Below are 24,395 nucleotides of genomic sequence, written 5' to 3'. Positions count from 1 at the left end.
GTCGAGTCAAACTTTTGCCTGCTATCAACAGGCTGGGGAAAGCTTGAGCGCCTGTTCACACAGCCCTTGGTGGAATCCCGGACAGCGGGCATGGATTGGCTCCACGAACTTGTCCTCAGACTTCTCCCGTGGTTTATGCCAACCCTCTTCCACAGGGATAACTTAATCCGGAACGCCGCTCATGCATCTTCATCTTGTCTCTGATTCAACCGGCGAGACGCTGGAGATGATCGCGAAAGCTGCGCTTGCACAATTCGACAATCCAGAGGTTGTGCGCCATTTCTGGCCGATGGTGCGTTCTCGCCAGCACTTGGACCGCATCGTTCCTGCGCTTGCCGATAGCCCCGGTCTGGTTCTTTTTACACTGGTTAATGCAGAGACACGCGCAAGACTGGAAGAACATTGCCGCCAGATCGGATTGCCTGCGGTGCCCGTTCTCGACTCAGTTACTGCTGCGCTTGAGGCGCAGCTTGGCGAAGAAGCGCATGGCAAACCCGGCCGTCAGCATTTGATGGATGAAGCCTATTTCAGCCGTGTTGATGCGATCCACTATACCATAGCTCATGACGATGGGATCGGATGGGAGGATTGGGAAGAGGCGGACATTGTTCTTGCCGGCGTATCGCGCAGTTCAAAAACGCCTACCAGCATCTACCTCGCCAATCGCGGGTACAAGGTCGCCAATATTCCTCTGGTTATGGAGTCGCCACCACCGGATGTGCTGTTCGGTTTGCGCAAACCATTGGTTGTTGGGTTGACGACCGCGCCCGAACGGCTGGTGCAAGTCCGCCGCAACCGGCTGCTGTCCCTCAATGAAGGCACGGAAACATCATATGTCGATGATGAGAGAGTGCGCGAAGAGGTTCAGTTCGCCCGCCGCATGTTCGCTGACAATGGATGGCCTGTAATCGATGTTACTCGTCGCTCGATCGAAGAGACGGCAGCTGCGGTGATCCGTTTCTTCCAGGAGCGCAAGGACAAGGCCAAGACCCCTGAATCTTCAGGCACTGGTGCGATATGATCATCCTTGCTTCCAAAAGCGCGTCGCGCCGCACTATGCTTGATGCGGCTGGCGTTGAATACGAAGCTGTCCCGGCGCAACTTGACGAGCGTGCAGTCGAAGCCGGGATCGAGGGGTGCACGCCTGGCGAGATCGCAGAGGCGCTCAGTGTCGCTAAAGCAGAGGTTGTCGCGTCTGAATATCGCGGCCGTCTGGTTCTGGGCAGCGATAGCCTGGTGGTGTGTGAAGGGAAACGTTTCGACAAACCCGAAACCCGTGAACAGGCTGTAGAACATTTGCGCTTCTTCTCCGGCAAAACCATGGAGCTGCATAGCGGCGCGGCCATTGTCCGTGATGATACATGCGAATGGAGCGCGCAGTCCTTGGCGCAGCTTCATGTGCGCGATTTCAGCGAAGCATTTATCGAGTTTTACCTCGACGCAGAATGGCCAGAGATTGGCTATTGTGCGGGCGCGTTCAGGATCGAAGCGATGGGCCCGCAGCTCTTCGAACGGATCGAAGGTGATCAGTTCACTGTGTTGGGTATGCCGTTGCTAGGCGTCCTTGGCGCCTTGCGCGAACTGGGGGAATTACCATCATGAGCATCCCCTATGCACAAGTGATCGGAGATCCGATTGCTCAATCAAAATCGCCCGCGATCCACAATTTCTGGCTGACGAAGTTGGGGTGTGAACCCAGCTATCGCGCGGAGCATGTGGTGCGTGGCGCGCTGTCCGATTACATTGCGACCCACCGCGATGAGACCGGCTGGCGCGGCTGCAATATCACCATGCCGCACAAGCAAGCCGTTGTTGCACTGATCGACCACATGGATCCGGTGGCAAAGAAAATCGGCGCCGTAAACACGTTGGTACGCGAAGATCACAAGTTGATTGGGTACAACACGGACGCATCCGGATTTCTTGAGCCGCTGAAGAGTGAGCTCGCCAAGGATCATTATTTCCGCATGGCGCGTGTGTTGGGGACTGGCGGCGCGGCGCGTGCGATCATCACGGCGCTAGCGGAGCATGGTTTCACGTTGGTACTGGCCGGACGCGATCCCGATAAAGCGCGCGCGATCCTTGATGAGCTTGCACCTGTCGGTGAACATCATGCCGTGCATCTTGATCACTTTGCGGAAACGACCAATTTTGCTTTTGACGACCGCGAGGGTTGCTTCGATCTCGTGGTCAACGCCTCCCCGTTGGGCATGCGCGGCCAGCCGTACCTCAAGTTTGACTGGAGCCATGCACCACCAGGCGCCATTGCCTATGATATTGTCACCGATCCGCTGGAGACCGTGTTCCTCAAGAATGCGCGCGCCGCCGGTCACCGCACCATTGACGGGCTCAACATGTTGATTGGTCAGGCAGCAGTCGCGTTCGAAAAATTCTTCGGATTGCCCGCCCCGCGTGAACACGATGCCGACCTGCGGGAGCTGCTGACCAAATGACGCACCCACGCATTATCGGTCTCACCGGCTCGATTGGTATGGGCAAGTCTACCGTTGCCGAGATGTTTGAACGGCACGGCGTCCCTGTTTTTGATGCCGATGCAGAAGTTCGCAAGATGCAGGGTCCGCGTGGCGAATTGATCGAATCGATCGAAGCAGCGTTCCCTGGCTCAACCAGTGACGAAGGTGTCAGGCGAGATGCGCTTGGAGCCCGGGTTTTCGGTGATCCCGAAGCGCTCGCAAGATTGGAGGCCATCGTGCATCCGGCAGTTGCAGCCAAGCGCGTTGAATTCCTGATCGAGCACGGCGGCGCACCAATGGTTGTTTTCGATATACCGTTGTTGTTCGAAAAGGGCGGCCACGAGAACGTTGACACAGTCTTAGTCGTATCTGCGCCAGCGGAGGTACAGCGCCAGCGGGTTCTGGCCCGCGAAGGCATGACGCCGGAGAAATTTGCCCATATCCTCTCGCTACAGACTCCGGATGCAGAAAAACGGGAAGCCGCGGACTTTGTCATCGATACAGGCGTATCGCTGAGAGAGACCGAGGCAGCAGTCGCCGAATTGATCGCAAAGCTTGGTGCTGCGTAAGATAGCTTTGGCCACGATCCAGAATCGCTTGCCAAATCGCTGACTCAGTCCGATAGTATATCCAATGCGGGAAATCGTTTTTGACACTGAGACCACCGGCCTGGACCCCAAGTCTGGAGATCGGATGGTTGAAATTGGATGTGTCGAAATGGTCAATCGGGTTGCGACCGGTGCGACTTATCACGCTTACTACAATCCTGAACGCGACATGCCCTCTGCTGCAGAGGCAGTACATGGGCTTTCAATTTCATTCCTTGAGACAAAGCCGCTGTTTGCGTCGCAGGCTGACGAGCTTTTGGAATTTCTGGGAGACGCGCCGCTGGTCGCCCATAACGCCGGCTTTGACTTCGGATTTCTCAACAGTGAACTCGAGTTGATTGGACGCAAGCCGATCGAGATGAGCCGCATGGTTGATACCGTGGCGATAGCTCGGAAACGGCATCCGGGAGCGAAGGTTTCGCTCGATGCCCTGTGTTCTCGCTACGGTGTGGATCGCAGCCACCGCGTAAAGCACGGCGCGCTTCTCGACGCCGAATTGCTTGCACAGGTTTATGTCGAGCTGATGGGTGGGCGGCAGATCGGGTTGGAGCTGGCAGCCGATCTTCAAAGTGATGGTGAGGCCGAGGGTGGCCGATCACGTCCGACAGCGCCGAATGGCCCACGACGTGAACCACGCCCCCACGCGGCCAGCGCAGCGGAGATTGCGCGCCACAAGGAATTCCTCGAACGGATCGAGAATCCGGTCTGGTCGAGTTAAGGCTTTGAAGGCACATGCCTTCAGAAACAAGCAGGAGGAAATCGCGCTTATGGATATTCGCGTGTCAGGCCATCAGATCGAAACCGGTGATGCATTGCGAGAGCATGTGGATAATCGATTGGGCGGCATCGTCGACAAATATTTTGACCGCGCGATTTCGTCGCATGTCACTTTTGGAAAGGCACCCGCAGGCATGTTCGCTTGCGATATAGTCACCCACGTCATGCAGGGATTGATCCTAAAGGCGCATGCCGACGCTGCTGACGCGCATCAGGCGCTCGATGCGGCGGCTGAGAAGATCGACAAACAATTGCGGCGCTATAAGCGGCGGCTCAAGGACAGGCACGAGCAAGCCGATCATGCGCGCGCCGAAGAAGATGCGGCTTATGTAGTCGAAGAAGCGGGATATACGATTTTCGCCAGCGACGAAGGCGAAGACGAAGTTTCGAGCGATGCTCCACCGATCATTGCTGAGACTAGCGTGGATATTCCTGAAGCAAGTGTCGCGGATGCTGTCATGATGCTCGACCTGCGGCACACGAATGCGCTTTTCTTCAAAAATGCTGGAACTGGGCGGCATAATATGGTTTATCGCCGCTCCGATGGCTCGATCGGTTGGGTTGAGCCGCGTGGGGGCTAGGCCGCTAAGACGTGGCGGCAGGCACAAAGAAAAACGGACACCATCTGAATAAAACCACTCCTTGAGGAGTGGCTCTCGATGGTTGGGGTCGCTGAAACAAGAACACCAAACGTGAAAACAGCCTGAAATGAATGTGAATTTTCAATTGCTTCCAGAAGCGGTCGCAACCGACTGTCTGGCGTCCAAGGAGCTAGTGCTTCAACGCGTTGGTGCGCTGTTTGCGGATTGTTACAATGCGGACGCGTCGGATGTACTCGATGGATTAGAGGAGCGCGAGAAGCTCGGCTCCACCGGATTCGGTAATGGAGTCGCCATTCCCCACGCGCGTTCGCCATTGGTCAATCGGCCGGTCGCGGTCCTGCTTCGACTGGAAAGCCCGGTCGATTTCGCTGCGGCGGACGGCATGCCGGTTGACCTGATTTTCGGGTTGCTTTCGCCTGACGATGCTGGCGCTGGCCACTTGCACGCTCTAGCGGCAATTTCGCGGCTGGCGCGCGACGACAATATGCGTGATGCATTGATCGAGGCGCCCGACACCGAGGCGATGTATGCATTGCTTTCAAGCCGTCTGGAACGCGATGCCGCGTGAAGCCGGCAGCATAGCAAGTGCCTCGAGCCAGGGTGCTGAGCTGCACCATCGCGCGTTGGAACGTCTCTACGCTTCAGCTCCGATCAATGAGAAATTCAACTCAAGGCTTGAAATCACCGGAGACGGCCGTTCGCGGATCATCTTCCAAGTCGAGGAAAGTGTTTTCCATGCGGCCGGCGCTGCCCACGGCACGATCTATTTTAAGATGCTCGATGATGCAGCTTTCTACGCTGCGAATACGCGTGCGACAGACCGATTTTTGCTGACTACGTCATTCAACCTGCACTTCACCAAACCGGTGCGCGCCGGTGAAGTTGTAGCGGAGGGTATGTGGATCAGCGGCAAGAGGCGGGTGTTTGTTGCTGAATCTCGTCTGGTGGATGCAGAAGGCGATGAAATTGGCCGTGGCACTGGCACGTTCATGCGTTCGCATATCGCACTATCGAGCCTGCCAGGGTACTCGAGCCCAGCGGAGTAAACGCTTTGGACGCTCGGCTACCAGCACATCTCGAAGTTTCCGCGATAATCCGTTTGGCAGAATCTGCCGGTGGTTTCGCAATGGTTACCGCAAAGGGCGAAAGAGACGCTGGAACGATCCTGATCTTAACTATCTATCGTGGTGAGAACGCCGTTCTTTTCGAAAAAATGCCACAATTGGACGGCTCGCGACCGTTTATTGCTGCAAAGCAGCAAAACACTGAAAAACCAGAAGAAATTTTTGATTATCTTGAGAGGCGCAAGAACCAGGACCCCGATATCTGGATTTTGGAGGTAGATATCGCTGATGGTGCACGGTTCGTCGCATCCCTGCCGCGTTAACTTGACCTGATCGGAAACCAGACTATTTGCCCCCCAGCTTCCAGGCGCGTAGGCGGCGCATGTTCGGCAATACGGTCGAACTCGCTAGCACGCAGACGGGGGGCGGCCGGCAGGCCAAGTAACTAGACCACTATTGATAAGCCAAAAAGGCAACGGTCCCAGCCTGCGACGGAGCTAGCTCACCGCCTAATTAAATGGATTTATGACTCGCAGGAGCCATGGGCTCGGGGCTGCCACAACTGTGGTTGCGCTGGGGCTTACATTTGCAAGCGCTGAGATGTCCGGCGCGGCTGCCCAGGTTGCAGAACCTGAAGCAGTAGTAGCGCAAGCCGCTACGGCTGATGCCAAGACGGCATCAGAGCCTGTATTCGTATCGCAGGAAGTGGTGCAGCCGGTTGCTGACGACAGCAACGCGGGCGACGCCCAGCCAGGCGATGCCTCAAATTTGCGCGAGTTGGTCTCGCAGACCGACACTGATTTTGCACTGTCCGAGCAGATGCGCTGCCTTGCCGGTGCGGTGTACTTTGAATCTCGCGGTGAACCGCTGGCCGGGCAACTGGCGGTGGCGCAGGTCGTGATCAACCGCGCTGAGAGTTCGCGCTTCCCTTCGAGCTATTGCGGCGTTGTTTATCAGCGCGCGCAATTCTCATTCGTGCGTGGCGGCGCAATGCCGCTCATCAACAAGGGATCGGCAGCTTGGGACCGGGCGAAGGCAATCGCGCGGATTGCACATGAAGGTTTGTGGGAATCCGAAGCAGCTGACTCGCTCTATTTCCACGCGAAATATGTGAATCCGAGCTGGAACCGCAAGATGATCGCGCGAGCAACGATCAACCAGCATATCTTTTATCGCTGATCGATCGGTCTGGTCGGATTGAACAACGGGGCTCGTCTGGCAACAGACGGGCCCTTTTGCGCTCTAGTCCCGCAAAACCGCCCAAACAGGTGCATGGTCGCTTGCCTTCTCGCGGCCGCGATGCTCCTTGTCGACGCCCACCGCATCCAACCGATCGGCCAATTCAGGGCTGAGCAGAATATGATCGATCCTGAATCCGTGATCGCGCTGCCATGCGCCTGCCTGGTAATCCCAATATGTCCACACGCCGCCGCGCGGATTGTGTGTACGCACTGCGTCGGTCCAGCCGTCTGCTAACAGGCGTGAATAGGCGGCACGCGATTGGGGTTGCATCAAGGCATCGTCGGCCATGGCTTTGGTGGCCCACACGTCATTATCCTCAGGAATGACATTAAAATCACCCAAAACGGCGGCAGGCACTTCTTCAGCCCAGATCTGCGCCATGCGTGCCCGCAGCCTCGCCATCCATGCAATCTTGTAATCGAACTTGGGTCCTGGCTGCGGATTGCCATTGGGCAGGTAAATGCAAACGATACGCACACCCCCAACATCTGCTTCGAGATAGCGCGCTTGCTCACCCTCGCCTTCTTTCGGGCCATCAATCCCTAAGCCGCGCTGAACCTCAACAGTTTCGCCCAACCCAGATTCCTTATCGACGAGAATGGCGACACCGTTGAAGCTTTTCTGACCATGCCAGATCGCGTGATAACCCGCTTCCTCGAACTCATCGCCCGGGAAGTTTTCATCCATGCTCTTGATCTCTTGCAGACAGGCAACCGTTGGCCGTGTCTCGCTGAGCCACTCCTTCAGCCTTGGAAGGCGCGCCTTGATACCGTTGATGTTGTAAGTCGCGATTTTCATTCGGGCATTAGTGCCTGAAGATGCACCATGCGTCTAACCTAAATACCGAAGCTTGAGCCGCATCCGCATCCGGCAGCAGCCTGCGGGTTCTCCACGCGAAATGCCGCTCCGCCCAGTGACTCCACGAAATCGACTACGCTTCCGGATACCAGATCAAGACTTACCGGGTCGACGACAAGTTGAACGCCATCAGTTTCGCTAACTGCGTCATCGCCCTCAGGCGCATCGGCCAGATCGAACTTGTATTGAAAGCCTGAACAACCGCCCCCTTCGACTGAAAGGCGCAAGATTGCAGGTTTGGATTGCTTTTCGGCAATCCAGGACACGCGCTTGGCAGCTGCGGGAGTCAATGTAAGCGTTTCGGCCATAACTATCCGAATTTAGGGGGTCCTTAGCTTAACAGCAAGATGCGCTGACTCATAACCGCGCGCTCAGGCGGTCTGAATGTACTCACGCATTGCTTCCGCCTCGTGCTCGATTTCATCGGTGTGAAACTTGACCAGATCGCCAATTGAAATGAATGCGACCATGGCGCCATCTTCCAACACGGGCAGGTGACGAATCCGGCGGCGAGTCATCAAGGCAAGCGCATCATTGATCAGTGTCGTCGGTTCCACTGTGATTGGCGGCGCTGTCATCACCTCTTCAAGTGGGCGGTTCAGGCAGACCTCCCCCTCATGCGCCAATTTGTAGATAACGTCGCGTTCCGAAAAAATCCCGACAACGTTTCCACCACGCATAACAGGCACCGCACCGATGCGTTTGTCGGCCAGTAGCGCCACCGCCTCGCGCATGGTTGCATTCGAATCGCAAGAGATAACCTGCGATCCGCTGCGCCCCTCTATGATTCGCGCGATGGTCATGGGCTCTTCTCCTTTGAAGCCTGATTCCTTGCAAAACATGCCACTTTCCTTGCGAAAAGGCGAATCAATCGCATGGAAATGGAGATTGCATCCGTCGACCCGAGCCTCCATGTGCAGAGACATGGTCGGCAAATCACCCCTAGACGATCCGGAAAACGCGGCATACGCATGGGCGCGCTATCGCCGGATAATGCGATTCATGTTCCTGGTGACGGTGGGTGTCGTTCTGATCGCGATCGCGCTGCTCTACAAGTTCAACGGCGCGGTATCGATCCATCTTTATATAGCGGTGGCTCTGGGTGTGGGCTTCACCATGTTACTGACCAGCGCGTTGATGGGACTGGTATTCCTGTCCAATGGAACGGGTCATGATGCCTCGGTCGACAACAATTTGCCTAGACACGAAGAGGACTGAGCTGCATCGCACTTAGCTATTGGAAAGGCGGTATTCCTCAACCGGGTAACCACCGATCAAGTGGTCCTGAATGATCCGTTCAAGTGCCTCCTCGCTCGCTGAATGATACCAAACCCCGTCTGGATACACGACCGCGATTGGGCCGGCGGCGCAGACCTGCAAACAATCCGCCTTGGTGCGTTGAACCCCGCCGCAGAGTTTGCCTGCGGGGTTGATGCGTTTCGGACCTGATAGCTTCAGCTCATTCAAGCGCCGCTTGAGGAATTTCCAGGCGGCCTCGCCTTCCTCACGCGCGCAGCATTTTTGCTTTTCGCTCATGGCGCAAAGGAAGATGTGCCGCTCTATAGTCTCTCCGCCAAGCTTGGCGAGGCCCAACCGGGCATCTTCAAGTGGGCTACGTTGTGACATGGGTGAATAGTTTCGGTTCAGCCGCGTTTGCCAGCTATACGGGCAATTTCCGCCTGCACCATCTTCTCGACCATGCCCGGCAGATTGGTGTCGAGCCACTCAGCCAACATCGGGCGCAGCATCTCTCGAACAAGGCCTTCAAGTGATGTTTCGCCGGAGCGTACAATTTGCGGTCGTGCACCGGGCTCGGCCAACATCGCCAAAGCCTCGAAATTCTCGCGCATGGATTTCTGCACTTCGTCGGTTGTCAGTGGTGCCTCGGAAGGGTCGTTCTCCTCAGCCACTTCCATCTCGCCCAGATCGAGTACGTCGTCATCTTCGCTCGCAAACGCGCCGCCTTCTTCCGGAATCTGGACAGCAGGAGGTATCTCGCGATTGTCGCGCGCTATAACTTTCTTGATCGACTCAAGAATCTCTTCAACCGATGCTTCGTTGTTATGCGGCATGGCGCGCTAAACCCCTGTCATACCCCGAGATATATCTCAAACTGCGAACGCCCGGGAATGCTAGTGACGTCAATAATCTTTGACGTCACCCGACTCATCAGGCGGCCCAATCATCGCGTCAGGGCCAGGGATGTCAACGGTTCGTGTTGATTTTGCTTCGGGTTCGGGGTCCCTATGCCAATCAAAGATCTTGTTCCGCACCCGATCGTAATTGACTACCGGGTCGTACAGAACGCCGCCAGTGTCCAGATTAAGATCGCGTGCTTCGGCGCGGCCCATCGCGGCCAGCACACTGAAGCCGGCAACATAGGCATTGCGCCGTGCGGTCACGAGCTGCGCTCGAGCAGACAGCAACTCCTGTTCTGCATTGAGGACGTCTAAGATCGTACGGTTGCCGATAGAGTTTTCCGCGCGAACGCCTTCTAGGCTCAGCTCGGCAGCATCAACAGCCGCCTGAGAGCTCTCGATCACAGCTTGCGATGCTTGCCAGCTAGAATAGGCAGAACGAGTTTGCGCAATAACATTACGTTCAGTTGCTATGATATTTTCGAGGGCCGCATTTTCGCGCGCGTAAGCCTGCCGCTGCTGCGCGGCGGGGCGACCACCTTGATAAAGCGGGATGGTGAGCTGAACTCCAACATTGGCAGTTGTCTCATCTTGCGCGAAATTTGCCGAAATCGGTCCTCCTAGCGTTCCGAAGAAATCGGTGTAGTCGTAATTTACGAAGCCGCCAATTGTTGGCAAACGGCCCGCTCCGGCCACTTCGGAATCGTATCCGGCTGCTTCCGCGCGCTCCTTGGCTGCGATCAGATCGGGATTGTACTCCAACGCTACCGTAACAGCTTCTCCGACTGTATCTGGCAGACCGGGTAGTGGCGGCGGTGCCTGAAGATCATTAGGTGCGCTTCCAACCAGCTGAATATAGGTCTCTCGCGCCGCAATCAGATTGGCTTGAGCATTGCGGAAATCGCTCTGTGCAATTGCAAGGCGTGATTGCGATTGTGCAATGTCGGTGCGTGTCAGTTCGCCGATTTCAAATCGGTCATTAGTAGCTTCCAAATTTACGCCCAACACATCGACCTGATTTCCTGCCAGGGTCGCTAATGCTTCGGTGCGCAGCACATCCATATAGGCAGCCACCACTTGGCTAAAGATGGAACTTTCGGTGCCGCGCAAATCGGCTTGGCCTGCCGCAACGCGCTCCTTCGCCGCCTTTATGCCATTTTTGACAGCGCCGCCTGAGTAGATTGGCACTGTCACATCGATACCGCCTTGGAACCGGCGCTCGGGTGCGGTGAAGCTATTAGGCGAGACTTTCACGAATTCGATGTGATTGGCGACTGCGCTGACATCTGGTCCGGCTCGCGAAAGCTGGATTGGCACGTCTTCATCCGTTGCGCGTTGCTGAGCTCGCGCTGCTTCCAACGTTGGGTTGGTCTCATAAGCGCGCGCCAAAGCTTCGCGCAGCGTGTCGGCCTGCGCAGAGGCCGGAACCAATGCGGAGCTTAAAACGAGTAGCGCGGCGGAACGCCGCCAGGTCTTGCTCCGCACCATCAAATCAAAAACTCCATTCCTTGGGCTTGTCGAAAGCGTGCAGCAAGGGAATGCCGATATCGGCAACCGGCTGTAGCACGACATTTCCGGATACGCTGTGTCCAGTTGCAATGCGCGTAACGCCGCGCTCTATCAGGCCGGTCACGATCCTTCCGTTTTCTGCCAAACGCTTGGCAAGCGCGTCGGGCAAGGCCTCGATCGCGCCATCAATCAGGATCAAAGTGTAGGTCTTGCGGCCCTTCTTGCCGGAGGCAATCTCTTCAGCTGACTTTGTGTCGAGCTTTGCGACCAGAGGCTTGACCAATTCTGCCAAGTAGCCAGAACCATTCTCTACCACCAACGCGCTGTCATCAAGTGAGGGGCGAGCTTCGGCGAGCAACTTGCCATGCACCAGCGGTGCGGCAAGCGCTTTGCCATCGCCCAGTGGAATCGCACGGTCCATATAGGCGATAGACTTGGCATTCTCAGGCACAAAGTCTTCTCGTGCAACCGCACTCATTCGGGCGATCACGAACGGCTCATTCACCCCGCTGGTGCGGAGCTGGCTGTCAATCATGGCCTTACGGGCTGCAAAGGGATCAATCTTGGTCATTGTCTTCACCGACTGTATTACATGCACAATACACTACGTCAATCACCTCTAGCCTTTGTGCGTGTGTCAGCCAAGTTCTTTGCAACCCAGAAGCCGATGTTTGCAATTGGATTTTCGACTTAGAAGTGCCACGAGGCGTGAGAAGACCAGTTTCGACCGACAGGAGCACAGCTTCGATGAGCGACATGACCATTATCCGCGAAGACGATCTGATCGAAACGATCACGGATGCGCTGCAATATATCTCATATTACCACCCGATGGATTACATTCAGGCACTGGGTGAGGCCTATAAGGCCGAGCAAGGTCCAGCCGCTAAGGACGCGATTGCCCAGATCCTGACCAACAGCCGCATGTGTGCAGAGGGCCACCGCCCAATCTGTCAGGATACCGGCATCGTCAATGTTTTCATCAAGTGGGGGCAGAATTGCCGGCTCGAATCGGCCAAGAGCCTTCAGGACGTGGTCGATGAAGGAGTGCGCCGCGCGTACAATCACCCTGAGAACAAGCTGCGTGCTTCGATCCTGGCTGACCCCGCCTTCACGCGCCGCAATACGCGCGACAACACGCCCTGTGTTCTTTCAGTCGAAATGGTGCCTGGCGATTCGATCCATATTGATGTCGCGGCAAAAGGCGGCGGCAGCGAGAACAAGTCCAAGTTCAAAATGATGAACCCATCGGACAATATCGTCGATTGGGTGGTTGAGCAGATCCCCTCGATGGGTGCGGGCTGGTGTCCGCCGGGTATGCTGGGCATTGGCATCGGCGGTACGGCAGAGCACTGCCTCAAGCTCGCCAAACAAAGCCTGATGGATCCGATTGATATGGCGCAGCTGAAACAGCGCGGCCCTCAAACCGATATTGAACGATTGCGGATCGACATTTTCGATGCAGTCAATGCACAAGGCGTGGGTGCTCAGGGGCTGGGCGGTCTTTCCACGATCCTCGACGTCAAGATTCTCGACTGGCCATGTCATGCCGCCGGCAAGCCCGTGGCGATGATACCGAACTGCGCCGCAACCCGTCACGCGCATGTGACCATGGATGGATCAGGATCGGCCTATCTGCCGAAGCCCGATCTTGATGCATGGCCCAAAGTTGAGTGGGCGCCTGACAGTGAGGCCAAACACGTCGATCTCGACAATTTGACGCAAGAGGAAGTTGCAAGTTGGAAGGCGGGCGATCGCTTGCTGTTGAACGGCGCGATGCTGACCGGGCGTGATGCCGCACACAAGCGCATTCAGGACATGCTTGCCAGAGGCGAAGAGCTGCCCGTCGATTTCAAAGGCCGCGCTATCTACTACGTCGGGCCGGTTGATCCGGTGATGGGCGAGGTGGTTGGTCCGGCTGGCCCAACCACCGCCACGCGCATGGACAAATTCACCGAGATGATGCTGGACCTGGGCTTGCTTGCCATGATCGGCAAGGCAGAGCGCGGTCATGATGCTGTCGAGGTGATCAGCAGGTATAAGGTTTCCTATCTTATGGCGGTCGGCGGAGCGGCCTATCTTGTCAGCCGCGCAATCAAGGAAGCCAAGGTGGTCGCCTTTGAAGACCTTGGCATGGAAGCGATCTACGAGTTCACCGTGAAAGACATGCCTGTGACTGTAGCTGTCGATAGTGATGGGACCAACGTACATAAACTGGCGCCAGCGCAATGGAAGGAACGGATTTCGAAGGAAAAACTCCTCGAAAATGGCTGATCGGCAAGGCTGGCTGTTCGATGAACTTTCGATGAACGGCATTCTCTGCCCGACGACGGATTCGCCTTTGCGGGTGTGCGGCGCTAGTGGGCAATTCTAATGAAGAACGTCGCAAACCAATCGCCCGTCAGGGTACCATTCAAGCTGGTGCTGTTGTCGATCATCGTCCTATGGGCGGTATACTATGTACTTGCCTCGATCCGCTGGGAGATCCTCGGATTCGGGCTGTCCACCGAGATGATGGCGTTGCGAGCCATTGTAGTGATTGGCGGGGTACTGGTCACACTTGCACTCTGGTTTGTTCTTCGTTTCTTTGACGCAAAATCATTACGAACCAAGGCCATTGCAGCACTTGTATTCTCGATGCCGGCGGCTCTGATGTTGGCGCAGATCAACAACACCGTCTTCTCCGAAATGAACTCCAAGATGGAAGAGATGATCGTTGATGTGATCGGTGGAGACAGTGAAGAGGATGAGGAGCAGGCTAGGCTCAGAGCAGAGGCTGAGGCCAATCTTCTTGAAGAACGAGACGCGTATCTTGAGCGCCAGCAAGCTTCGCTTGGGATGTTCGCATTTCTCGGGCCGCTAAGCGATATCGCCTTTAGTCGTTATTTCATGATGTTAGCTTGGTGCTCGCTTTATCTTGCGCTGCTGACTGGCGAAAAGGCTCGGGTGGCCGAACGGCGTGCTAGTGAATTTCGCGAAGCGGCTAAAGCGTCCGAACTTCGCTCATTGCGTTATCAGGTCAACCCGCACTTCCTGTTCAATACGCTGAACTCGCTGTCTTCGCTGGTCATGACCGGCAAGGCACAGGCAGCCGAACAGATGATCCAGACGATGTCGCGTTTCTATCGGCATAGCCTGGCTGACGACCCAACAGGGGATGTCGCGCTTGATGACGAATTTGATCTGCAGCAGCTTTATCTCGAAATTGAAGCCGTAAGATTCCCGGAGCGCTTGAAAAGTGTCTTCGATCTTCCGCCGGAATTGGCGGACGCGCGCGTACCCGGCATGATCTTGCAGCCACTAATTGAGAATTCGGTCAAATACGCAGTCTCCCCGGTGAATCGCCCCGTGACAATCATCGTCGAGGCGCGCGAAGAATTCGACCGGCTTGTGCTCACCGTCCGTGATGATGGGCCAGGCGTGCCCGAAAACGGACGCCAGGGCTTTGGCATCGGCCTTGCCAATGTTCGGGATCGGTTGGAAGCGCGATTTGGAGCTGACATAATCCTTGAATCCGGCCCAGTACCTGGTGGATATCGCACTGAAATCCGCATACCGTTGACACGTAATGGCAGAAACTGAACATACCGAAGTGCCTCTGCGCACCCTTATCGTCGATGATGAACCGCTTGCGGTTGAGCGCATCCAGGTGATCTGCGCCGAAGTCCCCACCATCAATGTCATCGGGACAGCCAGCGACGGGGCTGCCGCGTTAAGGCTTGCCGACAAACTTTCGCCTGACTTGATCTTGCTCGATATGACCATGCCTGAGATGGATGGCTTGGGCGTTGCAAAAGAGCTGGCCAAGAATGACAATCCTCCAGCGGTAATCTTTGTCACTGCGCATGACCATTTTGCCGTCGAAGCTTTTGATCTGGATGCGGTTGATTATGTGTTGAAGCCAGTTGCATCAGACCGGCTGGCTCGCGCGATTGAACGCGCTGTATCGCGCCGGGGTAACGGCAACGAAGCAAAGAGCCAGTGGCTCGAAGAACTGTGGGTCCCGCATCGATCGGAGCTCTTGCGTATTGCAGTCAGCGAGGTCAGCCGTATTGATGCCGAGCGCGACTATGTGCGCTTGCATGTGGGTGATCGCAGCTACCTGCTGCTGCAAACCATTGCTGGTTTGGAACAGCGCCTTGATCCAGCTGAGTTCATCCGAATTCATCGCTCAACAATCCTGCGCAAAGACCGTATTCGCGGCTTGCGCCACGATGGGCTTGGCGTTTGGTCGGCGGAACTCGATAATGGCGATGCGCTCAGGATCGGGCGAACCTATCTTCCCAAAGTGAAAGCGATGGCCGGCCGCTAGGCGCGCCACGCCTCAACCGCAAAAAAGAAGCGGCCTGAACCCCGGGACTGGAATGGGTTCAGGCCGCAAGTCTGCACGAAACTGTGCAGGGGGTCAGCTAGATCAACCGCCTAGCTGTTGTTCTTCAACAATGGGCGCCAGCGCGCTTTTTGCCTGACGTTCGGCCGAGGCGACGCAGCGGCGCTGCTCTCTTGAAATTGTTCGGGAACCTGTTGTGTGACGACCAAGACCGCAGTTCTTGCGAGCTGCAATGGTGATGCGTTGGTCCAACTCCTTACGGCCCTCGCTAGTCGAGAGGTCGAGGTCTTCGTAAGTTACAACCGATTTGCTATTTTGTGTGTCGTTGCCAGCTGCGGCCGGGGCTGCGATGATCATCGCGCCAACACCTGCGGCAACCAATATGCCTTTTCTCATATCATCCTCCACTCACGGCCGGGCATGTAAAAAGGGGGAGAGCCCGAACCGTGTGAGTATGTTATAGTCAGAGCATGAACTGGTCGCAGCGCAACCTCGACAATATGAGAAAGTGGTTCGACCAGCGCGGCTGCTACCTGACCGATGGCCGAAACCATCCGACGAACAGCTATTTCCAACCGACAAATGAATACGCAATAATGTAACAATGGCACTAGTAGTTATCTTTGTACTCGGGATCGGCAATTTCGCACTTCACAAGGCGGTGCTGGAGAGCGGCCACCCATTGCTCGGCCAAATGCCCGGCTTCGTGCATATGTTGGGCGGGCGATTCACGATGGCTACCGAGTTCCTGATTCTGTTGGCTGCGCTATTGCTGGCGGCCAATGGCTGGCCTGGGCTGGCCTGGGCCTATTTGGCGTATAGCTGCCTCAACGCGCTGGCGGCTTGGTTAATACTGACAGATCGCGTTTGAGCGCTTCTCAGGCGCACACAATCTGCTAGTCGCAGCGCAATGGCCGAGGCATCAACCACGATCTTTCATGTCAGTGACACTCACTTCGGAGTCGAAGATCGCGCAGCCATGGCTTGGTTTGAAAGGGCTGTGCGGGACGAGCGGCCTGATGCGGTTGTGTGCACCGGCGATCTCACGCAGCGTGCGACGCACAAACAGTATGCTGCTGCCGCCCATTGGTTTTCCGGGCTTCGGGTTCCCATTATGCTGCAGCCAGGTAATCACGATATGCCGTATTACAATCTGTGGGAGCGTTTCCGCAGTCCGTACGCCCGATTTGGGGAACTGGAAAAAGCGGTAGGTGCGCAACTCGAACTCGAACATGCGTTGATCGTCCCGTTTGATACCAACGTGCCCGCGCAGATGCGCTGGCCATGGTCTGATGGCGTGGTGACGCGCAAGAAACTGGACGCAGCGCTCGGGTTGCTGCGCGAATTGCACGACGATCCGCGACCAAAGATCGTTGCATGCCATCACCCTCTGTTGCCTGAGCGTGATGGCGTGAAGAACCCTACGATCCGGGGCGATTTGGCTTTCGCCGAACTTGCAGCGGCAGGCGCCACGGTCGTGCTCACAGGGCACGTTCATTTCCCGTTTGATCAGGTCCGTTCGCGTGACAACTTCGCCATGAGAATGATCGGAGCAGGCACACTGTCCACCCGATTGCGCAAAGGCGCGCCGCCTTCGTTTAATATTCTACAGATTGATCGGTCCGGCTTGATTGATGTCGAACAGCGCAACTTTGTGAATTAGACCAGCGACAACCCGACATACAAAAAGGGCGGCCCGGAAAGGCCGCCCTCTTGTTTTGAGCCAAAGAGCTGAAAATCAGCGCTTCGAGAACTGGAAGCTACGACGTGCTTTTGCGCGACCGTATTTCTTACGCTCAACCACACGGCTGTCGCGAGTAAGGAAGCCAGCTGCCTTCACGGTTGCGCGCAGAGCAGGCTCATACTTCGTCAAAGCCTGGCTAATGCCATGCTTTACTGCACCAGCCTGGCCCGACAAGCCGCCACCGCGAACAGTTGCCACGATATCATACTGGCCTTCACGCTCGGTGATCGCGAACGGCTGATTGATAATTAGGCGCAGCGTTGGGCGTGCGAAGTACACTTCCTGGTCGCGGCCGTTGACGGTTACCTTGCCGGTGCCTGGCTTCAGCCAAACGCGGGCAACAGCGTCCTTACGGCGGCCGGTTGCATAAGCGCGACCGTACTGATCGAGTTCCTGCTCGCGCAGGGGAACGTCAGCAACAGCAGCGATCTCTGCTGCGTCACCCTGTGGTGCGTCAGCGGCGATTTCCTTCAGATCCGCGAGATCCGAAACGGTTTCGTTCTTGGTTTCGTCAGCCATTATGCTGTGACCTTGTTCTTGCGGTTCATGGAAGCAACATCGAGCACAGCCGGGTTCTGACCGTCATGCGGATGCTCGGTGCCGTTGTAGAGATGCAGCGCGCGCATCTGCTGACGGCCAAGTGGGCCGCGCGGGATCATGCGCTCTACAGCTTTTTCAAGCACGCGCTCTGGGAAGCGGCCTTCCAACACCTTGGCAGGGGTGCTTTCCTTGATGCCGCCCGGGTGGCCGGTATGCTTGTAATAGACCTTGTCAGCCATCTTCTTGCCGGTGAATTTCACCTTATCGGCATTGATGACAATTACGTGGTCACCGCAATCTACATGCGGGGTGTAGCTCGGCTTGTGTTTGCCGCGCAGGATGTTGGCGATGATCGAAGCGACACGGCCAACAACGAGGCCGTCTGCATCAATCAGGTGCCATTTCTTTTCGACCTCTGCCGGCTTTACCGACTGAGTCTGCTTGCTAAGCGCCTTCATGGGTTCACATTCCTAAATTAAACAAGCCGCAGCCAAATGCCGCGGCTTCGAATCACGCACGCAGACAATGCTGCGCTTGCGAGAACGGCAGGCAAATGTCGCTTTAGGGCCCACAAGTCAAGCAAAACCGGGCCTTTCGGGGGAGGTAAAATAATACCGCAGGGGGCCTATCGCTAGATTTAGCACAAATCCAGCCGTCTCAAGGAACCGGCTGAGTACGCGCGACTGGTCCCAATACTCGCATCGCATCGCTTAACAATAAGATTGCTAGACAATGCCCGCTCTATCCGGTCAGCATGCGCTAGGAACCAAGCGTCACTTCTTCGATCCACGCGCCCGTTGCTTCTGAAATTACATCGCAGTGCCAACCGATGATTGCGGGCGTATCGTAGGGATGTATCTGGGCCAGACAGCCCACTGTATCATTAAGTCGCTCTTTTGACGTCTTGAATAAAACAGCGACTTCATGATCGGTCGAACGCTCGCCCTTCCAATCGTAAATCGACTCCGTCTCGCCGATGATGTTGGCGCATGCAATTAGCTTCTTGTCGAGAAGGGTATTGGAAGCCCGTCTGGCCGCTTCGTGATCGGGAAAAGGGCAATAGACCATAGCACTCATGGCGTGCCCGCCCGGGCTCTGCCATCAGAGTGCATGCCCCACGCAACCGTTGTGACAAGCAACGCGCCCACCAACTGATGTGCAACGGCCACCCATAAAGAAACTTCGGTCAACACCGTCGCAATGCCAAGCAGGAACATGGTGCCGAAAGCGCTGTGGATGGCGATCGAAGCAGCACGATCAGTCTTGCGCACCCGGCGCGCCAACCAGACAAGAGCAGCAACAGCAATCCATGCCCACCATCGATGCATGAAGTGAAGCAGGAAAGGATCGTGAGTTAGTGCCCGAAGCCATCCTTGTGACAAATCCGGCTGGGGCAAGAATCGTCCATTCATCAATGGCCAATCATATGCGGCGTGCCCCGCATTTAGTCCCGCGACCCACGCACCCAGCAAAAGCTGGATAAACAACACGCCCGCAATCAGAATTGAGGGGCCCGTCAAATTAACTGGCCGCGCAGTTTCATCCCGCGCCAGCATTTGCAGATCACGCGCAGTCCAGATGACACCGCCGAGCAAAAATAGAGCAGTAAGAAGATGCGCAGAAAGGCGGAAGTGACTGACATCGGTAAGATCGGTGCCAACTCCCGATGCAACCATATACCAACCTAGCGCGCCTTGCCCGCAGATCAGCGCGAACAGAGCAAGCAGACGCAGCTTGTACCCTTGCGGGATCTTCCCCTGGATCCAGAACCAAACCATAGGAAGCAGAAAGGCGAGCCCGATTAGCCGGCCCAGAATGCGGTGGAACCATTCCCAGAAATAGATGAACTTAAAGGCTGCCAGGTCCATACCTGCCGGCCCGCTCTCGAAGCGGTACTCTCCTGTCTGGCGATAGAGATCGAACTCCGCCTGCCATGCCGCATCGGAGAGAGGCGGAAGGATACCCGACACCACGCTCCAGTGCGTTATAGACAGCCCACTTTCGGTCAGGCGCGTGATTCCACCAACCGCGACAATCACCACTACCAGAACGGCGACTGAATAAAGCCACAGCGCCAGTGGGCCTGGAACTGGCTGTTGCGCAGAGTTCGTATCGGCATTCGCAGTCATGCAGGGCTAAGTGCTGCCGGGGCGGCAAAATCGCAAGTCCAATCTACGCAACATGGTTTGCGAAAGCGACATTCATCAGAACATGTGTCTTGAAAGATGATACACCATAACATACATGCTACGCCTCACCATGAGCTCCTTCGCACTCTCGATTCGGCAGCGGCTTGACCGCGCTGGCATATGGCTTTCGAGCCTGTGCTTGCTACATTGCGTGCTAACGATTGTTATTGTCTCTTTTCTTGGGGCAGGGGGGCACTTTCTGCTTTCGCCAGAGATTCACCGTGTCGGCTTGGCAATCGCCTTGATTATTGCCGCGGTTGCCATTGGTTGGGGCGCGCTGCGCCATCGGCGCGCCGCGCCGTTTGTAACCGCTATGGTCGGGCTGACATTCATGGGCGGTGCGCTGGCGATGCCTCACGGTTTCTACGAAGTAGTCTTCACAATGATTGGTGTTGCCCTCGTGGCGACAGGGCACTTCCTGAATCTGCGTTCGCACTTGCCTGCGCGCTAATCTTGCCTATGTCGCGCTGATATGAGCGACTTAAAGACAATCACCCTTAACGGCGATACCCGTCAGACCAATGCCCAAACGATCGCGCAACTGGTGCGCGAGCTGGAACTTGACCCGGCCAAGGTGGCGGTAGAACGCAATCGCGAGATCGCCCCCCGCTCGACCCTGGAGGCAGCGCCTCTTGCAAACGGTGATGTCCTGGAAATTGTTCACTTTGTCGGCGGCGGCGCTGAAGGAGCAAGTGATAGCTGGACAGTGGCCGGGCGCACTTTCAATTCGCGCCTGATTGTCGGAACCGGTAAGTATAAGGATTTTGAGCAGAATGCGGCAGCAGTAGAAGCTGCAGGTGCAGAGATCGTCACAGTAGCCGTGCGGCGCGTGAATGTCAGCGATCCCAATGCGCCGATGCTGACCGACTATATCGATCCCAAGAAGATCACCTATCTGCCCAATACTGCGGGATGCTTCACCGCAGACGACGCGATCCGCACCTTGCGCCTGGCGCGCGAAGCGGGCGGCTGGGATCTGGTCAAGCTGGAGGTACTGGGCGAGGCGCGCACGCTCTATCCCAATATGAAGGAAACCCTCGAGGCGACCGAAGTGCTCGCCAAAGAGGGCTTTCTGCCGATGGTTTACTGCGTCGATGATCCGATCGCTGCGAAACAATTGGAAGATGCGGGCGCCGTCGCGGTTATGCCGTTAGGCGCGCCAATCGGCTCAGGGCTTGGCATCCAAAACCAGGTAACGATCCGCCTGATTGTCGAAGGCGCGAGTGTGCCCGTGCTGGTCGATGCGGGGGTTGGTACCGCCAGTGACGCGGCAGTCGGCATGGAGCTAGGCTGTGATGGCATCTTGATGAACACAGCCATTGCTGAAGCGAAGGACCCGATCCGCATGGCGCGTGCGATGAAGCTCAGCGTTGAGGCCGGCCGTGAAGCCTATCTGGCTGGCCGAATGGGCCGCCGCATGTATGCCGATCCATCAAGCCCGCTCGCCGGGCTTATCTAGGGAAGCAGTCATGAATGAGGCGATCACATTTGCTTTTGAAGATCAGGGCAGCAAAGGCCGTTTTGTTGCGCGCCTGCCCAGAATATCTGATGAAGCCGAAATGACATTTTCGCGCGCGAACGAGAAGTTGATCATTGTCGATCACACCGGTGTACCGGACAGCATGGCCGGGCGAGGCGTCGGCAAAGCTCTAGCGGCACATGTGGTGGGCTATGCGAGAGAGAATGGGATAAAGATCATTCCTTTGTGTCCATTCCTGAAGGCGCAATCCGATCGCCACCCTGAGTGGTCGGACGTGATTCAGGGATAGGCTGAGTCCTCCCATGGTTCTCAGCGCGATTAATCCATTCATGGTTACCGATAATTAACCACACTGGGCGAAACTGCTCCTTGCAATTGAGGAGCAAGACCCATGGCCGTTACCGGCACTGCATCGATGACCATCAACGAGATGCGCGAATTCGCGAACTTCTCTGCGGCGGAACAACGCTATATCAAGCGTAGCCTCGATATCGGGCTCGGCCGTCAGGATGCGTTCAAGCTGTGGGCGCGCAACGAGGGCGAGAACGCCGCGATCCGCAGCCAATATGTTGCTTATCAGGAATTGAAGACACTGCGGGAGACCATCCCGCACGACGCGACGATACAAGGTATTGAAGCATTTATTGGCAAATTGGTGCGCGTGGCGGCCTTTGATTTGTCGCAAGATAAAATCAGCTGTTTCTCGGCCTTTCGTTTTTTGTATGAGCGACTTCTGGGTGCTGATGTGCGCCCGTGGTTGCCCAGCGCATTCTGCGCCGCGTCGGCTTTGCCGCAAATTAAGCCGGAAGCGCGCAAGCAATTGCTCCAGTCGTTGAGCGAAGCCGCTGCGACCGCGCCCGGCTGGTCAGACCGTGAGCCTGCTTTCTATCCGGAATACATCGACGCTGCCGAAGCGGCTTGAGATGAAGGTCTGCTAACGACCCAAAATCAAACGCTAGCTGTCAACTCCGATACAGCCCGTCGATCCGCTCCTGATAGCGATCGCGAATCTTGTGACGGCGGATTTTCATGCTCGGCGTCATCTCTTCGTTCTCAATGGTGAAGCCTTCATCCGCAAAGGCGAATTGGCGTACCTTCTCGATTACCGACAAGTCCTTGTTCACGCGGTCGACAGCGGCGCGCACCGCCGATTTGAACGCGGGCAAACCCTGCAGCGCCTTCATATCGAATTTCTCGTCATTGGCTTTGCACCATTCAACCGCCCATTCGGGGTCAGGCACGATCAGGCCAACGACATAGGGCCGCTTGTCGCCGCTCACCATCGCTTGCGCAATTTCTGGCTGCAATGTCAGCATGCCTTCAATCTTCTGAGGCGCGACATTGTCACCCTTGTCATTGACGATCATGTCCTTCTTGCGGTCAGTAATTACGATCCGACCCGCTTCATCGAGATGGCCGATATCACCCGTATGCAGCCAACCGTCCTTGATGGTACGCGCAGTTTCTGCCTCGTTGCGCCAATATCCCTTCATCACCAGCTCGCCGCGCACCAGGATTTCGCCGTCGTCGGCGATCTTGACTTCCACACCGCGCATGGGGGGGCCGACGGTGTCCATCTTGAGCCCGGTTTTGGGGCGATTGCAGCTTATCACCGGCCCGGCTTCTGTCTGGCCGTACCCCTGCAGCATGGTGAGTCCCATCGCTTCGAAGAAATTGCCAACATCTGGATTGAGCGGCGCGCCACCAGATACCATGGCCTTTATCCGGCCACCAAAGCGTGCGCGGATTTTGGGGCGCAATGTTTTCTCGATTACGAAATCCATTGGTTTGTCACGTTTGCGCCTGCGCCCTGTCTCGCTCATCATAAGGGCCTTATCCATCAGATAGTTGGCGAGTTTGCCCTGTTTCTCGACCGTCTTCATGATACGCGTGCGTAACACTTCGAACAGGCGCGGCACGACCACCATGATGGTTGGGCGGGTTTCCTCGATATTGCTGGCGAGCTTCTCTAGCCCTTCTGAATAGTAGATTTCCGCTCCTACGCCGATGGGCAGGAATTGGCCCCCTGTGTGTTCATAGGCGTGGCTTGCGGGGAGGAAGCTCAAGAAGCGTTCGTCCTGAATGCCGAAGTCATCAATCAAGATTTCGGCGGCGCCCGCCACGTTGCAAAGAATGGCTCCGTGATGCTGCAATACGCCGCGTGGCGCGCCACCGGTGCCGCTGGTGTAGATAATGCAAGCTGTCTGATCGCGGCCGATGCCCGCCATCCTCTCGTCGACTGCCTTGCGTGCGGCGCGTGCATCGCCCGCCGTTATCTGATCCCAGCCATGATAGTCAAAGCTGCCTGACTGATGGCGGTGCAAATCCTCGAAGCCAATGACGTGCTCGATGAGTCCGGTGGACTGGATCGCATTATGCAGCGGCCCGAGAAGCTTCTCATTGGAAACAAACACCGCGCGCGCGCCGGAATTGTCGAGAATATGCGCGTGATCGCGCGCAGTGTTGGTTATATAGGTCGGGACTGACACGCAGCCGGCGGCCATGATCGCGATATCCGCGATGCACCATTCAGGCCGGTTTTCACTGACGATGCAAACCCGATCGCCGCGCTTCAGCCCAAGCTTGCGTAGATTTTCGGCAATCAAGCAGATCTGATCGGCTGTTTCCTGCCATGATCGCGTAACCCATTCACCGTTCTGCTTTGCAGCCAGAAAGGGCGCGCTGCCCTTCTGATCGGCGCGCGACAGAAATAGTTCAACGAGATTGTTCGCATTATCGATATCGGCCAGCGCCACGGATTTGCTCCTGCTCCCGGGACGGGTGATCGCCCCTTATAGTCTTTTGCTGTGCTTTAATGCCCGGAAAATCAGGCGGCAAGT

At 56.4% G+C, this 24,395-nt stretch carries 33 protein-coding genes; 20 read left to right on the top strand and 13 right to left on the bottom strand.

The genetic code is table 11. The annotated features are described in order from the left end of the window. Positions 1–181 precede the first annotated feature (181 nt). From A6F69_RS02175 to A6F69_RS02130, 10 genes are all read left to right on the top strand, one after another. The gene (locus tag A6F69_RS02175; RefSeq protein WP_067596850.1) at positions 182–1,021 is read left to right on the top strand and encodes a pyruvate, water dikinase regulatory protein; all 840 of its coding nucleotides are present in this window, start codon (positions 182–184) and stop codon (positions 1,019–1,021) included. Continuing rightward, positions 1,018–1,602, top strand: coding sequence for a Maf family protein (locus A6F69_RS02170; protein WP_067596848.1), 585 nt, complete (start codon positions 1,018–1,020; stop codon positions 1,600–1,602). The genes A6F69_RS02175 and A6F69_RS02170 overlap by 4 nt, the downstream gene beginning before the upstream one ends. Next, entirely contained in the window at positions 1,599–2,453 is an 855-nt protein-coding gene (gene aroE, locus A6F69_RS02165) for a shikimate dehydrogenase (RefSeq protein ID WP_067596846.1), read from the top strand. The genes A6F69_RS02170 and aroE overlap by 4 nt, the downstream gene beginning before the upstream one ends. Then, a complete protein-coding gene (coaE, locus tag A6F69_RS02160) occupies positions 2,450–3,043 on the top strand; it encodes a dephospho-CoA kinase (RefSeq protein ID WP_067596844.1) in 594 nt (197 codons plus the stop codon). The genes aroE and coaE overlap by 4 nt, the downstream gene beginning before the upstream one ends. A gap of 64 nt (positions 3,044–3,107) precedes the next feature. After that, the gene (gene dnaQ, locus A6F69_RS02155) at positions 3,108–3,800 is read left to right on the top strand and encodes a DNA polymerase III subunit epsilon (protein WP_067596842.1); all 693 of its coding nucleotides are present in this window, start codon (positions 3,108–3,110) and stop codon (positions 3,798–3,800) included. 49 nt (positions 3,801–3,849) lie between these two features. Continuing rightward, on the top strand, positions 3,850–4,440 hold the full coding sequence (gene hpf, locus A6F69_RS02150; protein WP_067596840.1) for a ribosome hibernation-promoting factor, HPF/YfiA family: 591 nt from the start codon (positions 3,850–3,852) through the stop codon (positions 4,438–4,440). Positions 4,441–4,567: 127 nt separating this feature from the next. After that, positions 4,568–5,029, top strand: coding sequence for a PTS sugar transporter subunit IIA (locus tag A6F69_RS02145; protein ID WP_067596838.1), 462 nt, complete (start codon positions 4,568–4,570; stop codon positions 5,027–5,029). Further along, positions 5,019–5,507, top strand: coding sequence for a PaaI family thioesterase (locus tag A6F69_RS02140; RefSeq protein ID WP_067596836.1), 489 nt, complete (start codon positions 5,019–5,021; stop codon positions 5,505–5,507). Before A6F69_RS02145 ends, A6F69_RS02140 begins: the two co-directional genes overlap by 11 nt. A gap of 53 nt (positions 5,508–5,560) precedes the next feature. Further along, positions 5,561–5,848, top strand: a complete 288-nt coding sequence (locus A6F69_RS02135) for a DUF1491 family protein (RefSeq protein WP_342669866.1) — start codon at positions 5,561–5,563, stop codon at positions 5,846–5,848. 202 nt (positions 5,849–6,050) lie between these two features. Continuing rightward, positions 6,051–6,704 (top strand): cell wall hydrolase, encoded by a 654-nt coding sequence (locus tag A6F69_RS02130; protein WP_067596832.1) that lies wholly within the window; start codon positions 6,051–6,053, stop codon positions 6,702–6,704. Between the two features lie 63 nt (positions 6,705–6,767). On the opposite strand, the gene xth is transcribed toward A6F69_RS02130, so the two are convergent. The 3 genes from xth to A6F69_RS02115 form a co-directional block, all read right to left on the bottom strand. Next, a complete protein-coding gene (gene xth, locus A6F69_RS02125) occupies positions 6,768–7,565 on the bottom strand; it encodes an exodeoxyribonuclease III (RefSeq protein ID WP_067596830.1) in 798 nt (265 codons plus the stop codon). 38 nt (positions 7,566–7,603) lie between these two features. Next, entirely contained in the window at positions 7,604–7,933 is a 330-nt protein-coding gene (locus tag A6F69_RS02120; RefSeq protein WP_067596828.1) for a HesB/IscA family protein, read from the bottom strand. A gap of 63 nt (positions 7,934–7,996) precedes the next feature. After that, on the bottom strand, positions 7,997–8,428 hold the full coding sequence (locus tag A6F69_RS02115; RefSeq protein ID WP_067602241.1) for a CBS domain-containing protein: 432 nt from the start codon (positions 8,426–8,428) through the stop codon (positions 7,997–7,999). A gap of 121 nt (positions 8,429–8,549) precedes the next feature. On the opposite strand from A6F69_RS02115, the gene A6F69_RS02110 reads away from it, so the two are divergent. Then, positions 8,550–8,843 carry a hypothetical protein gene (locus A6F69_RS02110; protein ID WP_067596826.1) on the top strand — a complete coding sequence of 98 codons (294 nt, stop codon included), beginning with the start codon at positions 8,550–8,552 and terminating at the stop codon, positions 8,841–8,843. Positions 8,844–8,855: 12 nt separating this feature from the next. Here the strand turns inward: A6F69_RS02110 and A6F69_RS02105 are convergent, their stop codons facing one another. From A6F69_RS02105 to A6F69_RS02090, 4 genes are all read right to left on the bottom strand, one after another. Beyond that, entirely contained in the window at positions 8,856–9,251 is a 396-nt protein-coding gene (locus A6F69_RS02105; RefSeq protein ID WP_067596824.1) for a (2Fe-2S) ferredoxin domain-containing protein, read from the bottom strand. A 17-nt stretch (positions 9,252–9,268) separates the two neighbouring features. After that, positions 9,269–9,697 (bottom strand): DUF2497 domain-containing protein, encoded by a 429-nt coding sequence (locus A6F69_RS02100; RefSeq protein WP_067596822.1) that lies wholly within the window; start codon positions 9,695–9,697, stop codon positions 9,269–9,271. 69 nt (positions 9,698–9,766) lie between these two features. Then, positions 9,767–11,251, bottom strand: a complete 1,485-nt coding sequence (locus tag A6F69_RS02095; protein ID WP_067596819.1) for a TolC family outer membrane protein — start codon at positions 11,249–11,251, stop codon at positions 9,767–9,769. A 4-nt stretch (positions 11,252–11,255) separates the two neighbouring features. Further along, positions 11,256–11,843: a protein-L-isoaspartate O-methyltransferase family protein gene (locus A6F69_RS02090; RefSeq protein WP_067596815.1), complete on the bottom strand. Its 588-nt coding sequence runs from the start codon at positions 11,841–11,843 to the stop codon at positions 11,256–11,258. A 176-nt stretch (positions 11,844–12,019) separates the two neighbouring features. Here A6F69_RS02090 and A6F69_RS02085 point away from each other — a divergent pair, with 176 nt between their 5' ends. From A6F69_RS02085 to A6F69_RS02075, 3 genes are all read left to right on the top strand, one after another. Beyond that, entirely contained in the window at positions 12,020–13,546 is a 1,527-nt protein-coding gene (locus tag A6F69_RS02085; protein WP_067596813.1) for a fumarate hydratase, read from the top strand. Positions 13,547–13,645: 99 nt separating this feature from the next. Further along, a complete protein-coding gene (locus A6F69_RS02080) occupies positions 13,646–14,854 on the top strand; it encodes a histidine kinase (protein ID WP_067596811.1) in 1,209 nt (402 codons plus the stop codon). Beyond that, positions 14,841–15,584 (top strand): LytR/AlgR family response regulator transcription factor, encoded by a 744-nt coding sequence (locus tag A6F69_RS02075; protein WP_067596808.1) that lies wholly within the window; start codon positions 14,841–14,843, stop codon positions 15,582–15,584. Before A6F69_RS02080 ends, A6F69_RS02075 begins: the two co-directional genes overlap by 14 nt. 102 nt (positions 15,585–15,686) lie before the next feature. Here A6F69_RS02075 and A6F69_RS02070 read toward each other — a convergent pair whose 3' ends face one another. Next, complete coding sequence (locus tag A6F69_RS02070) at positions 15,687–15,998, bottom strand: UrcA family protein (protein ID WP_067596806.1); 312 nt, start codon at positions 15,996–15,998, stop codon at positions 15,687–15,689. Positions 15,999–16,206: 208 nt separating this feature from the next. On the opposite strand from A6F69_RS02070, the gene A6F69_RS02065 reads away from it, so the two are divergent. Continuing rightward, positions 16,207–16,473, top strand: a complete 267-nt coding sequence (locus A6F69_RS02065) for a hypothetical protein (RefSeq protein ID WP_067596802.1) — start codon at positions 16,207–16,209, stop codon at positions 16,471–16,473. 39 nt (positions 16,474–16,512) lie between these two features. Further along, a complete protein-coding gene (locus tag A6F69_RS02060; RefSeq protein ID WP_067596800.1) occupies positions 16,513–17,265 on the top strand; it encodes a metallophosphoesterase family protein in 753 nt (250 codons plus the stop codon). 75 nt (positions 17,266–17,340) lie between these two features. On the opposite strand, the gene rpsI is transcribed toward A6F69_RS02060, so the two are convergent. The 4 genes from rpsI to A6F69_RS02040 form a co-directional block, all read right to left on the bottom strand. Then, the gene (rpsI, locus tag A6F69_RS02055; RefSeq protein ID WP_067596799.1) at positions 17,341–17,865 is read right to left on the bottom strand and encodes a 30S ribosomal protein S9; all 525 of its coding nucleotides are present in this window, start codon (positions 17,863–17,865) and stop codon (positions 17,341–17,343) included. Continuing rightward, positions 17,865–18,344 carry a 50S ribosomal protein L13 gene (gene rplM / locus A6F69_RS02050; protein WP_067596796.1) on the bottom strand — a complete coding sequence of 160 codons (480 nt, stop codon included), beginning with the start codon at positions 18,342–18,344 and terminating at the stop codon, positions 17,865–17,867. Before rplM ends, rpsI begins: the two co-directional genes overlap by 1 nt. Positions 18,345–18,645: 301 nt before the next feature. After that, a complete protein-coding gene (gene cutA, locus A6F69_RS02045) occupies positions 18,646–18,963 on the bottom strand; it encodes a divalent-cation tolerance protein CutA (protein ID WP_067596794.1) in 318 nt (105 codons plus the stop codon). After that, positions 18,960–20,015 (bottom strand): COX15/CtaA family protein, encoded by a 1,056-nt coding sequence (locus A6F69_RS02040; protein ID WP_067596792.1) that lies wholly within the window; start codon positions 20,013–20,015, stop codon positions 18,960–18,962. Before A6F69_RS02040 ends, cutA begins: the two co-directional genes overlap by 4 nt. A 211-nt stretch (positions 20,016–20,226) precedes the next feature. Between A6F69_RS02040 and A6F69_RS02035 the strand changes: the two genes are divergently transcribed. The 4 genes from A6F69_RS02035 to A6F69_RS02020 all read left to right on the top strand — a co-directional run bounded on the left by A6F69_RS02035 (position 20,227) and on the right by A6F69_RS02020 (position 22,477). Beyond that, positions 20,227–20,526: a MerC domain-containing protein gene (locus A6F69_RS02035; protein ID WP_342669865.1), complete on the top strand. Its 300-nt coding sequence runs from the start codon at positions 20,227–20,229 to the stop codon at positions 20,524–20,526. A gap of 21 nt (positions 20,527–20,547) precedes the next feature. After that, positions 20,548–21,534: a sulfur carrier protein ThiS gene (gene thiS / locus A6F69_RS02030; RefSeq protein ID WP_067596788.1), complete on the top strand. Its 987-nt coding sequence runs from the start codon at positions 20,548–20,550 to the stop codon at positions 21,532–21,534. A 10-nt stretch (positions 21,535–21,544) separates the two neighbouring features. Next, complete coding sequence (locus A6F69_RS02025; RefSeq protein ID WP_067596786.1) at positions 21,545–21,844, top strand: GNAT family N-acetyltransferase; 300 nt, start codon at positions 21,545–21,547, stop codon at positions 21,842–21,844. Positions 21,845–21,946: 102 nt separating this feature from the next. Beyond that, entirely contained in the window at positions 21,947–22,477 is a 531-nt protein-coding gene (locus A6F69_RS02020) for a hypothetical protein (protein ID WP_067596784.1), read from the top strand. 40 nt (positions 22,478–22,517) lie between these two features. Here the strand turns inward: A6F69_RS02020 and A6F69_RS02015 are convergent, their stop codons facing one another. Then, positions 22,518–24,311: an AMP-dependent synthetase/ligase gene (locus A6F69_RS02015; protein ID WP_067596782.1), complete on the bottom strand. Its 1,794-nt coding sequence runs from the start codon at positions 24,309–24,311 to the stop codon at positions 22,518–22,520. Between the last annotated feature and the right edge of the window lie 84 nt (positions 24,312–24,395).

The organism is Altererythrobacter ishigakiensis (assembly GCF_001663155.1).
Lineage (GTDB): Bacteria > Pseudomonadota > Alphaproteobacteria > Sphingomonadales > Sphingomonadaceae > Erythrobacter > Erythrobacter ishigakiensis.
This window is presented reverse-complemented; position numbering and strand designations above follow the sequence as displayed.